Origin of the sequence: Yinghuangia aomiensis, assembly GCF_039542225.1 — a bacterium.
GTDB lineage: Bacteria > Actinomycetota > Actinomycetes > Streptomycetales > Streptomycetaceae > Yinghuangia > Yinghuangia aomiensis.
The window spans coordinates 100,566-113,247 of record NZ_BAABHS010000004.1; the positions used below are offsets into that span (position 1 = coordinate 100,566).

The 12,682-nt window shown below is 71.4% G+C and carries 13 protein-coding genes; 6 read left to right on the top strand and 7 right to left on the bottom strand.

The window, feature by feature from the left end:
• Positions 1-34 precede the first annotated feature (34 nt).
• Complete coding sequence (gene tkt / locus ABEA93_RS06780; protein ID WP_345674384.1) at positions 35-2,125, bottom strand: transketolase; 2,091 nt, start codon at positions 2,123-2,125, stop codon at positions 35-37.
• Between the two features lie 263 nt (positions 2,126-2,388).
• Here tkt and ABEA93_RS06785 point away from each other — a divergent pair, with 263 nt between their 5' ends.
• Together ABEA93_RS06785 and ABEA93_RS06790 are read left to right on the top strand one after the other, a co-directional pair.
• Positions 2,389-3,333, top strand: a complete 945-nt coding sequence (locus tag ABEA93_RS06785; RefSeq protein ID WP_345674385.1) for a heme o synthase — start codon at positions 2,389-2,391, stop codon at positions 3,331-3,333.
• A 253-nt stretch (positions 3,334-3,586) separates the two neighbouring features.
• Complete coding sequence (locus tag ABEA93_RS06790) at positions 3,587-3,952, top strand: hypothetical protein (protein WP_345674386.1); 366 nt, start codon at positions 3,587-3,589, stop codon at positions 3,950-3,952.
• 65 nt (positions 3,953-4,017) lie between these two features.
• Here the strand turns inward: ABEA93_RS06790 and ABEA93_RS06795 are convergent, their stop codons facing one another.
• The 4 genes from ABEA93_RS06795 to ABEA93_RS06810 all read right to left on the bottom strand — a co-directional run bounded on the left by ABEA93_RS06795 (position 4,018) and on the right by ABEA93_RS06810 (position 7,534).
• Positions 4,018-4,638, bottom strand: coding sequence for a helix-turn-helix domain-containing protein (locus ABEA93_RS06795; RefSeq protein WP_345674387.1), 621 nt, complete (start codon positions 4,636-4,638; stop codon positions 4,018-4,020).
• 100 nt (positions 4,639-4,738) lie between these two features.
• The gene (locus ABEA93_RS06800) at positions 4,739-5,695 is read right to left on the bottom strand and encodes a COX15/CtaA family protein (RefSeq protein WP_345674388.1); all 957 of its coding nucleotides are present in this window, start codon (positions 5,693-5,695) and stop codon (positions 4,739-4,741) included.
• Between the two features lie 79 nt (positions 5,696-5,774).
• A complete protein-coding gene (locus ABEA93_RS06805; RefSeq protein ID WP_345674614.1) occupies positions 5,775-6,503 on the bottom strand; it encodes an ABC transporter permease in 729 nt (242 codons plus the stop codon).
• A 98-nt stretch (positions 6,504-6,601) separates the two neighbouring features.
• Positions 6,602-7,534, bottom strand: coding sequence for an ABC transporter ATP-binding protein (locus ABEA93_RS06810; protein ID WP_345674389.1), 933 nt, complete (start codon positions 7,532-7,534; stop codon positions 6,602-6,604).
• A gap of 758 nt (positions 7,535-8,292) precedes the next feature.
• On the opposite strand from ABEA93_RS06810, the gene ABEA93_RS06815 reads away from it, so the two are divergent.
• The gene (locus tag ABEA93_RS06815; protein WP_345674390.1) at positions 8,293-9,036 is read left to right on the top strand and encodes an SH3 domain-containing protein; all 744 of its coding nucleotides are present in this window, start codon (positions 8,293-8,295) and stop codon (positions 9,034-9,036) included.
• Here the strand turns inward: ABEA93_RS06815 and ABEA93_RS06820 are convergent.
• Positions 9,011-9,520, bottom strand: a complete 510-nt coding sequence (locus ABEA93_RS06820; protein WP_345674391.1) for a hypothetical protein — start codon at positions 9,518-9,520, stop codon at positions 9,011-9,013. The two genes, ABEA93_RS06815 and ABEA93_RS06820, sit on opposite strands and share 26 nt — an antisense overlap.
• A 31-nt stretch (positions 9,521-9,551) precedes the next feature.
• Positions 9,552-10,019 (bottom strand): hypothetical protein, encoded by a 468-nt coding sequence (locus ABEA93_RS06825; RefSeq protein WP_345674392.1) that lies wholly within the window; start codon positions 10,017-10,019, stop codon positions 9,552-9,554.
• Between the two features lie 149 nt (positions 10,020-10,168).
• Between ABEA93_RS06825 and ABEA93_RS06830 the strand changes: the two genes are divergently transcribed.
• From ABEA93_RS06830 to sufB, 3 genes are all read left to right on the top strand, one after another.
• The gene (locus tag ABEA93_RS06830; RefSeq protein ID WP_345674393.1) at positions 10,169-10,480 is read left to right on the top strand and encodes a hypothetical protein; all 312 of its coding nucleotides are present in this window, start codon (positions 10,169-10,171) and stop codon (positions 10,478-10,480) included.
• 70 nt (positions 10,481-10,550) lie between these two features.
• Positions 10,551-11,270, top strand: a complete 720-nt coding sequence (locus ABEA93_RS06835) for a helix-turn-helix transcriptional regulator (RefSeq protein ID WP_345674394.1) — start codon at positions 10,551-10,553, stop codon at positions 11,268-11,270.
• The gene (gene sufB / locus ABEA93_RS06840; RefSeq protein WP_345674395.1) at positions 11,267-12,679 is read left to right on the top strand and encodes a Fe-S cluster assembly protein SufB; all 1,413 of its coding nucleotides are present in this window, start codon (positions 11,267-11,269) and stop codon (positions 12,677-12,679) included. Before ABEA93_RS06835 ends, sufB begins: the two co-directional genes overlap by 4 nt.
• The last annotated feature ends 3 nt before the right edge of the window (positions 12,680-12,682 follow it).

Below are 12,682 nucleotides of genomic sequence, written 5' to 3' on the forward strand. Positions count from 1 at the left end.
TTCGCTCCCTCAGTGACTTGTGGTGACAACCGGCTCAAGCGCCCGCCGCGCGCAGGGATTCCCGCGCGGCGGTCACCACGGCCTCGGCGGTGATGCCGAACTCCGCGAACAGCGTCTTGAAGTCGGCCGACGCACCGAAGTGCTCCAGCGACACGATCTTGCCCGCGTCGCCCACGATCTCGCGCCAGCCCAGCGCGATGCCGGCCTCGACCGACACGCGCGCCTTCACGGCCGGCGGGATGACGTGCTCGCGGTACGCCTGGTCCTGCGCGTTGAACCACTCGACCGACGGCATGGACACGACCCGCGTCGGGATGCCCTCCGCCTCCAGGGTCTCGCGCGCCTGCATGGCGAGCTGCACCTCGGAGCCGGTGCCGATCAGCACGATCTGCGGCAGGCCGCTGGACGCCTCGGCCAGGATGTAGCCGCCGCGGGCGGTGCCCTCGGCGCTGTTGTGCTCGTCGCGCTCGAACGTCGGGACGTCCTGGCGGGTGAGCAGGATGCCGGCCGGGCGGTCGGTGTGCGACAGGATCGTGCGCCACGCGACGGCGACCTCGTTGGCGTCCGCCGGGCGGACCACGTCCAGGCCGGGGATGGCGCGCAGCGCGGCGGCGTGCTCGATCGGCTGGTGGGTCGGACCGTCCTCGCCGAGGCCGATCGAGTCGTGCGTCCACACGTAGGTGACCGGCAGCTTCATGAGCGCGGCCAGGCGGACGGCCGGACGCATGTAGTCGGAGAACACCAGGAAGGTGCCGCCGTACACGCGGGTGCCGCCGTGCAGCGCGATGCCGTTCATGGTCGAGCCCATGGCGTGCTCGCGGATGCCGAAGTGGATCGTGCGGCCGTACGGGTCGGCCGACTTCAGCGGGTTGCCCGCGGGCAGGAACGAGCTGGACTCGTCGATCGTGGTGTTGTTCGACTCGGCCAGGTCGGCGCTGCCGCCCCACAGCTCCGGCACGACCTCGCCGAGCGCCTCCAGCACCTTGCCGGACGCCTTGCGGGTGGCCATCGCCTTGCCGCCCTCGAACGCCGGGATCGCCTTCTCCCAGCCGGTCGGCAGCTGACGCTTGGACACGCGCGCGAACGTCTCGGCGCGGTCCGGGTTCGCCTTCTTCCAGGCGGCGATCCGCTCGTCCCACGCGGCGCGCGCGGCACGGCCGCGGTCCACGACCAGGCGGGCGTGCGCGAGCACGTCGTCGGACACCTCGAAGGTCAGCTCCGGGTCGAAGCCGAGGATCTTCTTGGTCGCCGCGATCTCGTCGGCGCCCAGCGCCGAACCGTGCGACTTGGCGGTGTTCTGCGCGTTCGGGGCGGGCCACGCGATGGTGGTGCGCAGCGCGATCATCGTCGGGCGGCCGGTCTCGGCCTGGCCCGCGCGGAGCGCGGCGTACAGGGCCTCGACGTCGATGTCGCCGTTCGGGAGCGGCTCGACGCGCAGGGTGTGCCACCCGTACGCCTCGTAGCGCTTGAGGACGTCCTCGCTGAACGCCGTCTCGGTGTCGCCCTCGATCGAGATGTGGTTGTCGTCGTACAGCGCGACGAGGTTGCCCAGCTTCTGGTGGCCCGCGAGCGAGCTGGCCTCGGAGGAGATGCCCTCTTCGAGGTCGCCGTCGGAGACGATCGCCCAGATGGTGTGGTCGAACGGCGACGCGCCTTCGGCGGCCTCCGGGTCGAACAGGCCGCGCTCGTAGCGGGCGGCCATGGCCATGCCCACCGCGTTCGCGATGCCCTGGCCCAGCGGGCCGGTGGTGGTCTCGACGCCCGCGGTGTGGCCGTGCTCGGGGTGGCCCGGCGTGCGGCTGCCCCAGGTGCGGAACGACTTGAGGTCGTCGAGGGTGAGGCCGTAGCCCGAGAGGTACAGCTGCGTGTACAGCGTCATGCTGGTGTGGCCCGGCGACAGCACGAAGCGGTCGCGGCCGGCCCAGTCAGGGTCGGTCGGGTCGTGCTTGAGGAGCTTCTGCCAGATCAGGTAGGCAGCGGGGGCGAGGCTCATCGCCGTCCCCGGGTGGCCGTTGCCGACCTTCTGCACGGCATCCATCGCGAGAACACGGGCGGTGTCCACGGCACGCTTGTCGAGGTCGGTCCACTCCAGCGTCACGCTGTCGTTGGTCGGCTTGGTGCTCACCCTTGCTCAGGGCTCCTTCCGGGGGTTTTCCGGTTGATCGCCTCGCACGGGTCGGCTTGCCCGCGGGCGGAAACGGCACATCGACGAGCCTACCGGGGGCGGGCCCGGCTCTCGCGTCGGACGGGGGCGGGAAGCGCGTGCGGTACAGCACGTCGCGCCGGTCGGCGAGGACGCAACGCGCGCGGGTGGCCCCCGCGGCAGGAGGGCCCTGGCGAGGGACTACAGTTCTCTGCTAGTTCATATCCGCTGCTGATGGGGTGTTCGTGACAGCCGTCGAATCCCGACCGGCAGGGCTGGCGGGACCCACCCGCGGCAGCCGTCCGCCGGCCGCCCGGGTCCTCGCGTTCGTGGCTCTGACGAAACCGCGCATCATCGAACTGCTGCTCATCAGCACGATTCCGGTGATGTTCCTGGCCGCGAAGGGCCTGCCCGACCTGGGGCTCGTCCTCGCCGTCTGCTTCGGCGGCTACCTGTCGGCAGGCAGCGCCAACGCGTTCAACATGTACATCGACCGGGACATCGACCGGCTGATGCACCGCACCGAACGCCGCCCGCTGGTCACCGGAATGGTGTCGCCGCGCGAGTGCCTGGTCTTCGCGACCGCACTCGGCATCATCTCCACCGCGTGGTTCTGGATCTTCGCGAACCCGCTGTCGGCCGGCCTGTCCGTGCTGGCGATCTTCTACTACGTCGTGGTCTACACGATGCTGCTGAAGCGCCGCACCCCGCAGAACATCGTGTGGGGCGGCATCGCGGGCTGCATGCAGGTCCTCATCGGCTGGACCGCGGTCACCAACTCGCTGGCGTGGGCGCCGTTCGTGCTCTTCCTGGTGGTGTTCTTCTGGACGCCGCCGCACTACTGGCCGCTGTCCATGAAGTGCGCCGACGACTACGCCGCGGCGAACGTCCCGATGCTGCCGGTCGTCGCGGGCAACAAGGTCGTGGCCCGGCAGATCGTGGTCTACAGCTGGGTCATGGTCGCCACCTCGATGCTGCTGTGGCCCGCCGCGCACACCGGCTGGCTCTACCCGGCCGCCGCCGCCGTCCTCGGCGCCGCGTGGCTGTGGGAGGCCCACGGGCTGCTGCGCCGCGCGAACGCCGAGGCAACCGGCGTCAAGCTCAAGGAAATGCGGCTGTTCCACTGGTCGATCACCTACCTGACGCTGCTGTTCGTCGCCGTGGCCGTCGACCCGCTGATCTTCGGCTGAGCCGACCGCCGCGGTTTTTCGGAATCGGTCCGGAATCGGTCCGGAATCGGTTCGCAAGCACTTCGGTTCGCAAGCACTTCGGAAAGCACGTGGGAAGCATTGCGGAAGCCCCTGCCGTCACGGCGGGGGCTTCTTTCGTTCCCGGCCTCGCCGGTGCCGCTACCCGGCTCCCGGCACCTCACACACGGCCCACCCGACGCGCTGTGACCAGCCCCACGGCGCCGATCTGATGACCCGTCGGTAGCATTCCGGCATGACCGAGACTGCTGAAGGTGCTGCGGCGCCGGCTACCGATGCGAAGACGGAGCGCCAGGTGCGGCGCCTGGCACGGAACATCTCGCGGTTTGCCGGGCGGCACGCGGTCGACGGCAACGCGCAGGCGGATGCCGTGGTGGAGTACGTCGGCCGGGACTCGACGCGGATCGTGCTGGTCGGTGCGGACGGCGAGTGGGGCGACCAGGTCGCCCGCAACCCGCAGATCGCCCAGCGCGCCGTCGAGGCGGCGGGGCTGACGCTGCACGACGAGTTCCCGAACGACGTCGCGCTGCGGGTGAAGACCGGACCGTACGAGTGGAACCGGATGGCGGGGCTGCAGCTGGGGAGCCCGGCCGGGGCCTGACGGCTCGTCGGGCTCGATCCGGGCCCGGACTCGGCGGCGGCCTCGACCGGTCTCGGCGCGGGCGGTCAGCGGCCGTCCGACGCCTCGTCCAGGACGGTGACGCACAGGAAGCGGACCGGGAGGGCGACCAGTTCGGCGGGCCCGTGCGGGCCTTCGCCGTCGAAGTGGAGCGTGTCACCGGGGCGCATCGCGTAGCGGGCGTCGCCGTGGGCGTAGACCATCTCGCCTTCCAGCATGTGGATCAGTTCGATCCCCGGATGGTGGAACAGCGGGAACGCCTCGCTCTCCGCGGTGAGCGTCACGACCAAGGCTTCCTGCCGGGTACGCGGGCCGCGGACCACGCTCAGCAGGCGGTAGTCGTGCCCCATCCGGGTGCCGCGTCGGACGATGCGCGCGCCGCCGCCCGCGGGCGCGTACACCGCTTCGCGGTCCGCCTCGACGCCGCGGAACAGGGCGGTGACGGGGATCGCGAGGCCGTCGGCGATACGTTCCAGCGTCGCCAGGCTGCACGACGTCTGGGCGTTCTCGATCTTCGACAGCATCGCTTTTGACACGCCTACGCGCAGGGCCATGTCGGCGATGGACAGCCCGGCGGCACGGCGGTATTCGCGGACCCGGAGCGCGATGACCTTCTCCAGGCGGCCGGTTCCCCGCCCCGTGGGCGCGTCGGGGGCGATGTCGGTCATGGCCGCACATTAGCCCGTGTGGGCGACGGTTGCTTGCCGGTGCGGCAAAGAGATCGTTGCGGGTTCCGGTCTCGGGTTCCGGTCCCCCGCGCGCCGCGGCTCAGTAACGGGTGGCGGCGACCGGTTCCGCGGCCGGGGCGGGGACCTCGGCGGGCTCGTCGGCGGGCTCGTCGACCTCGCCGCGGGTGCGCAGGCCGAACAGGATGCGCGTGGTGGTCACCACGACCAGGCAGGCGCCCAGCATGTGCAGCGAGACCTGCCACTCAGGCAAACCGTTGAAGTATTGGGTGTAGCCGATGAGGCCCTGCGGGAGCAGCACGCCGAGCAGCCACCACACCCGGTGCTGGGCCGCCGCGGGCGCGTCGGTGACGCGCAGCGCCAGCGCGAGGGCGATCGCCGCGCCGAGCAGCAGGAACGCCAGGTCGGCGTGCAGCCAGGCCATCTGGTCGACGTTGACGTCGAAGCGGCGGGCCTTGTCGTCGCCCGCGTGGGGGCCGGAGCCGGTGACGACGGTGCCGACGACCAGCAGCGCGGCGAGGACGGCGACCGTGCCGGCGCCGAAGAGCCGGATCTCGCGGCGGACCAGCGGCTTGACCGGTCCGTCGCCTTCCCCGGACCGCTCGTACAGCGCGACCGCCGACGCGATCATGAACATCGACAGCAGCAAGTGTGAGGCCACTGCCACCGGATGCAGGTCGGTCAGCACGGTGATGCCGCCGAGGATCGCCTGGCCGACGATCGCGAAGAGCTGGAAGGCCGCGAGGTAGCGGATCTCCTTGCGGACCGGCCGGTGCTTCCAGGCCACGACGATGGCGGCGACCGCGATGGCACCGACCACATAGGCCAGCATGCGGTTGCCGAACTCGACGTAGGTATTCCACGAGCTCGCCCCGTGCGGCGTCCACTGCGTGTCGTTGCAGCGCGGCCAGGTGTCGCAGCCGAGGCCGGACCCGGTGAGCCGCACCAGGCCGCCGGTGATGACGATGCCGACCTGGCCGACCAGGTTGACCAGGAACACCCGGCGTGCGAGGGGGGATACGGCGGAGGGCGAACTCATGGGCAGCATCGTACGTTGTGAACGGTTTCACTAAGTCCACGGGGTGGGGTGCTCCGGGCCGCGGCCCCGGCGGCGCGCCCTACTCCCAGCGGAACCACTTGGCGGCCGCGGCGAGTCCGAGCACCGCCCAGACGGCGAGGATGCCGGCGTCCGCCCAGGGCATCGCGGCACCGTGCTGGAGAACGTCGCGCAGGCCGTCGGACAGGGCGGCGATCGGGGTGAGGTCGAGGACGTTCGCCACCGCGCCGGGGAACTTGTCGAGCGGGACGATCACGCCGCCGCCGACCAGCAGCAGGATGAAGACCAGGTTCGCCGCGGCCAGGGTGGCTTCGGCGCGGAGCGTCCCGGCCATGAGCAGGCCCAGGCCGGAGAACGCGGCGGTGCCGAGGACGAGCAGGAGCAGCACCGCCGCGGGGTTGCCGTGCGGCGACCAGCCGAGCGCGAACGCGATGGCGCCGAGCAGCACGACTTGGAGCAGTTCGACGACGAGCACGCACGCGGTCTTGGCGACCATCAGGCCCCAGCGCGGCAGCGGCGTGGCGCCGAGGCGTTTGAGGACGCCGTAGCGCCGCTCGAAGCCGGTGGCGATGGCCTGGCCGGTGAACGCGGTGGACAGCACCGCGAGGGCGAGCAGGCCGGGGGCGAGGAAGTCGACGCGGTCCTGGCCGGCGGCGAGCTTGCCGACGTCGACGACGTCGACGGTGCTGAAGAGCACCAGGAGCAGCGTCGGGATGACGACGGTCAGGAGGAGCTGCTCGCCGTTGCGCAGCAGCATCTTCGTTTCCAGCGCGGCCTGCGCGGAGATCATGCGGCCGAGCGGGGCGGGGCCGGGGTTCGGGGTGAAGGTACCCGCGGTGCCGTTGCCGTTGCCGTCGCCTTTGCCGCGCGGTGTCGTGGTGGTGGCGGTCACGCCCGCAGCTCCCGTCCGGTCAGTTCGAGGAAGACGTCTTCGAGGGTGCGGCGTTCGACGGTGAGCTTTTCCGGCATGACGCCGTGCTGGGCGCACCAGGCGGTCACCGTGGCGAGGAGCTGGGGGTCGATGTCGCCTTCGACGCGGTAGGAGCCGCGGGCGACTTCGAAGGCTTTGGCGTCGGCGGGGAGCGCGGCGGCCATCGCGGTGAGGTCGAGGCCGGGCGGTCCGGAGAAGCGCAGCGAGTTCTCGGCGCCGTCGCGGCAGAGGGCTTCCGGCGAGCCGGAGGCGATGACGCGGCCGCGGTCGACGATGTGGACCTGGTCGGCGAGGCGTTCGGCTTCGTCCATGAAGTGGGTGGTGAGGACGACGGTGACGCCGTCGGCCCTCAGGTCGGCGACCAGGTCCCAGGTGGCGCGGCGGGCCTGCGGGTCGAGCCCGGCGGTGGGTTCGTCGAGGAAGACCAGCTCGGGGCGGCCGACCACGGCCATGGCGAGGGCGAGGCGCTGCTGCTGGCCGCCGGAGAGGCGGCGGTACGTGGTGCGGCCGCAGCTGCCGAGGCCGAGGCGTTCGATCAGCATGGGGACGTCGAGGGGGTCCGCGTGCAGTTTCGCGACGTGCCGGAGCATCTCGTCGGCGCGGGCCCCGGCGTACACGCCGCCGGACTGGAGCATGACCCCGACGCGCGGCCGCAGCTGCTCGCCTTGCGCGGCCGGGTCGAGCCCGAGGACGCGGACGGTGCCGGAGTCGGCGCGGCGGTAGCCCTCGCAGACCTCGATCGTGGTGGTCTTCCCGGCCCCGTTCGGCCCGAGCACGGCGGTGACGGTCCCGTGCTCGACGACAAGGCCGAGCCCGTCGACGGCGGTCTTGTCGCCGTACGTCTTGACCAGGTCGACGATCTCGACGGCGGCCGACTGGGGGTGGTCCATGGCGGACAAGTGTAGGTAGGGGCGGCGGGGGGTCGGTCACGCGGAGGGGGCTGGGGGGCAGGGGAAGGGTGGGGTTGGCAGCCGACGGGGCTGTCGGCCGGTAGCGGTGGGGGATCGGGGTGGGGGCGACGGAGGCCGAGGGCTGGACGACGGGGGCCGAGGGCTGGAGGCCGGGGGCCGAGGGCTGGAGACCGCGGGTTAGAGGCCGCACGTTAGAGGCCGGGGGCCGAGGGCTGGAGACCGCGGGTTGGAGGCCGGAGGCGGGCGACCCGGAGACCCGGAGGCTTGGAGGCCGGAGGCGGGCGACCCGGAGACCCGGAGGCTTGGAGGACGGAGACGGGCGACCCGGAGGCGGGCGGCTTGGAGGCCGGAGGCGGGCGGCCCGGAGGCGGGCGGCCCGGGGGCGAGGTCGTTGGGGGGCGGGGCGGAGTCGGGGGCGGTGAGGTGCGGGTCGGGGGCGTTCGGTCGGGGTTGGGGGCTGCGGGCGCGGCGGGCACCTGGGGCGGCGGGCAGGGCAGCGATGGGCCTATCGCAGATTCGCTTTGCGCAAAGCTATTTCGTCGATCGCGTACGGCGGCGCCGTTGCCCCCGTCCTCTCCCGCCTTCTCTCGCCCCTCCTGCCCTCCTGCCTACGGTTTTGGTCCGTGTCCGCCTCCGTGCGCCGTCTGTGCGCCTTGGAGTGTCAACTCCGATAGCCGATAATGAAGTTGGTCGAAATCGTCCGGTTTGATGTCGCTGCGGAGCGTCGAGGGGGAACGATGGTGCTGCCGGTCGGCGAGGAGCCTTGGTACGCGCGGATACCCGCGCTCCTCGACCGGTACCGCGACGCACTCAAAGCCCGTCGGCGGCGCGCGGTCCGCAGCGCCGTCCGGGTGGCGGGCTCACGGGCCGCGGCGGTGTTCGCGTTGGCCGTGCTGGTCTTGGCCGCCTGGACCCTGGCCGACGTCACCTTCGGCCGCTCCCCCGGCAGCCGCCGCGCCGACCCGCCCCCCACCGTGCCCCCGACCACCCCGGCCTGGCCCCCGATCGAACCGGCCGGCGTCGTCGCCGCAGGCCCCGTCCCCCAAGAACAACCGGCCCCGCGCGCGAACACCCCGGCTCAGGACTCCTCCGGCCCCGCAGCCTCCGAAGCCCCGGCCCCGCCGCAGAGCACCCCGGGTGCGACCCCCTCCACCCCGCTACCGCGCTCCCCCGCCCCCAGCGCTCCGCCGAAGACCACGGCCACCCCCGACGCCCCCACCCGCCCCACGGCCTACGCCCACCAGTACAACCTCCTGATCCGCAGCGCCCCGACCCAGCGCTCCGGCCTCGTCGCCGCCGTCCCCAACGACACCCCCCTCGGCCTCCTCTGCCACACCACCGGCCCCAGCGTCGTCTCCTTCACCGGCCGCTCCACCACCACGTGGGCCAAAGTCACCGCCCCCACCGGCAAAACCGGCTACGTCTCCGACGGCTGGATCCTCACCCCCGACGACGTCACCGCCCTCGTCCCCGCCTGCTGAGCCCGCGCCGCAGCCGGTCGTACGTGTTCGTCCCCGGCACATATTTCTCGGTGGCCACGAGCCCACGCAGCCGCGCGAGCCTCTCGGCCGTCGGTGGCTCCGGCTCCGCCAAGGCGACGTTCCAGACCAAGTGCTCCAACAGGACGCAGTAGTACTCCGCGCCGTGGCGACTCAGAACCCACGGATGCCGCTTGCGCCAACTCGTCTCGACGACCGCCGACACGATCCGCCAACCGCCGGGGCACGGCGCGAACGTCGCCTCGAAAATGCCGTGGCCGCTCCAACTCCGATAAACGAAGAGCGTGTTCCCCTCGGAGAACGCACACCAGTGGTCTTCCATGGCCTTGGCCGGAGACCCGCCGCGGATACGCGCCCACTGGCCGTCCGACCAGACCCTGTCGGGCACCAACGGCAACGCACGCGGCCTGGCGATCGCCGACAGCCCGCTCACGCCGTGGCGGATGGCCCCCTCGTGATTCGACATGCGCGCAACGTACGACCGCAGCCGCAACGCATCAACGGCCTCCGGACACCGGTCCGACGCGCTCGACGCCGGCCTCGACCCCGCGGGCCCGCAGACGCAGGGCGATCAGGGTCATCTCGCACCACGTACCGCCGAGGCGCCCCGCGGCGAGCGTGTCGGCGAGGCGCCGGGCGGCGGAAAGGTCCGGAGCAACGTCACCCGAAAGCTCCGGGCTGCCGCGCAGCACGCGAAGGATCGCAACGCGTGAGGGCGGCGGCGTCGCCAAGGTGAGGCGTGCACTGCCGTTGGCGGCCACGATCGCGGCGCGGACCCCCTCAGGAGTGGCGGCCGAGCGCAGGCCGCCGTGGACGCAGGACCGGTGGGCACAGGCGTCGCACCAGTGCTCGGCATCCCAGCGCAGCGCCATGCGCTCGACGAACTGGTTCACCCGGCAGTGCGCCTCCGCACCGCATGCGCTGCACCGCCAAACCACCCGAGCGGTCTCCCCCACAAACTCCACGCCCCGCATGGTACGACCGCCCCCGGCACCCTCCCAGGGCAACTGCTAGCGCCACTAACGGCTTTGGATCGTCGGGGGAGGAACCAAGAGTGCAGAAATGGATCCCGTGCGGGATCGTCGGCTGATCGAACCGCAAGGCAACGACGGGCTTGCCACGCAGCCGCCGCCGACCGGCGGCTCGCCCGCAGGCTCCCCTGCCGCCGTGCCCGGCTTGGGTCGACCCCGCCGCCCAGGGCGCGCCGCAGCCGGAAAGCCGGGCGGTGCAGCTCAAGGTCGTCGGCTCGCCACTCGACCGCGGCCTGGAACTGCGGATGATCCGCACTGCCGTCGCCGCCGGCAACCAGGTCCTGGACATCAGCCAGTGCAGCAAGCCGCAGCTCGCCGTCCCACCCGGCCTCGCCGCACCGTGGCCGATCCGGACGACTACTCTCCGCCATCCCCCCAGCTCAGCCCCTCCTTAGGCACCCCTAAGTGACACACCGCACGCAGGGGGGATTAGGTATCCGGCGGCATTAACGCAACAATGGCGTTGTGAAATACGTGCGCGAGGGCGCGGAAGGTCCGGGGCGGTCCGCCGTTCCGGGGTCGAGCGCTGCCGAGAACGACGCGCACGCGGGGACCCGGAACAAGGTCGCCCGGTCGATCCTCGTCCACGGGCCGTCCACCGCCGCGGATCTGGCGGAGCGGCTCGACCTGACCGCGGCGGCGGTGCGGCGTCATCTCGACGCACTGCTGGCCGACGGGGTGATCGAAGCCCGCGAGCAGCGGGTGTACGGTCACCGCGGGCGGGGGCGCCCGGCCAAGGTGTTCGCGCTGACGGACGCCGGCCGCGGGTCTTTTCACCAGGAATACGACGTCCTGGCCGCCGACGCCCTGAACTTCCTCGCGGAGGTCGCGGGCGAGGACGCGGTCATGGCGTTCGCCCGCTCCCGGGTGGCCGCGATCGAGACCAAGTATCTGCCGGTCGTCGAAAGCGCCCCCGAGGGCAAACGGGCCGAGGCGCTGGCCGAGGCGCTGTCCGCCGACGGATATGCCGCGAGTGCGCGGCAGGCTCCCGGCGGAGAGCAGCTCTGCCAGCACCACTGCCCGGTGGCGCATGTCGCCGAGCGGTTCCCGCAGCTGTGCGAGGCCGAGGCCGAGGTGTTCGCGCGCCTCCTCGGAACCCACGTCCAGCGGCTGGCGACGCTCGCCCACGGCGACGGCGTCTGCACCACGCATGTACCGAACGCCATCGGGAGGAACCCCGTATGACCACCGAAGCTCGCCCCGAGCTTGAGGGCCTGGGCACCTACGAGTACGGCTGGGCCGACCCGGACGTCGCCGGCGCATCCGCGCGCCGCGGCCTGTCGGAAGAGGTCGTCCGGGACATCTCGGCGAAGAAGAACGAGCCGGAGTGGATGCTGAAGCTCCGTCTCAAGGGCCTGCGCCTGTTCGACAAGAAGCCGATGCCGACGTGGGGCTCGGACCTTTCGGGCATCGACTTCGACAACATCAAGTACTTCGTGCGGTCGACGGAGAAGCAGGCGGAGTCCTGGGAGGACCTGCCCGAGGACATCAAGAACACGTACGACAAGCTCGGCATCCCCGAGGCGGAGAAGCAGCGCCTGGTCGCCGGCGTCGCCGCGCAGTACGAGTCCGAGGTCGTCTACCACCAGATCCGCGAGGACCTGGAGGAGCAGGGCGTCATCTTCCTGGACACCGACACCGGCCTGCGCGAGCACCCGGAGCTGTTCCAGGAGTACTTCGGCTCGGTGATCCCGGTCGGCGACAACAAGTTCGCGGCGCTGAACACCTCGGTGTGGTCGGGCGGCTCGTTCATCTACGTGCCGCCGGGCGTGCACGTGGAGATCCCGCTCCAGGCCTACTTCCGGATCAACACCGAGAACATGGGCCAGTTCGAGCGGACGCTGATCATCGCCGACGAGGGCTCGTACGTGCACTACGTCGAGGGCTGCACCGCGCCGATCTACTCGTCCGACTCGCTGCACTCGGCGGTCGTCGAGATCGTCGTCAAGAAGAACGCCCGGGTGCGCTACACGACCATCCAGAACTGGTCGAACAACGTCTACAACCTGGTCACCAAGCGGGCCGTCGCCCACGAGGGCGCGACCATGGAGTGGATCGACGGCAACATCGGTTCCAAGGTGACGATGAAGTACCCGGCCGTGTGGCTGCTCGGCGAGCACGCCAAGGGCGAGACGCTGTCGATCGCCTTCGCGGGCGAGGGCCAGCACCAGGACGCGGGTTCGAAGATGGTGCACTGCGCGCCGAACACGTCGTCGAACATCGTGTCGAAGTCGGTCGCGCGCGGCGGCGGGCGTACGTCGTACCGCGGCCTGGTCCAGATCGAGGACGGCGCCAAGGGCTCGACGTCGTCGGTGAAGTGCGACGCGCTGCTGGTCGACACGGTCAGCCGCTCGGACACCTACCCGTACGTCGACGTCCGCGAGGACGACGTGTCGATGGGCCACGAGGCGACCGTTTCCAAGGTCTCCGAGGACCAGCTGTTCTACCTCATGAGCCGCGGCATGACCGAGGACGAGGCCATGGCGATGATCGTGCGCGGCTTCGTGGAGCCGATCGCTCGGGAGCTGCCCATGGAGTACGCCCTCGAGCTGAACCGCCTGATCGAGCTTCAGATGGAAGGGGCTGTGGGCTAGGCC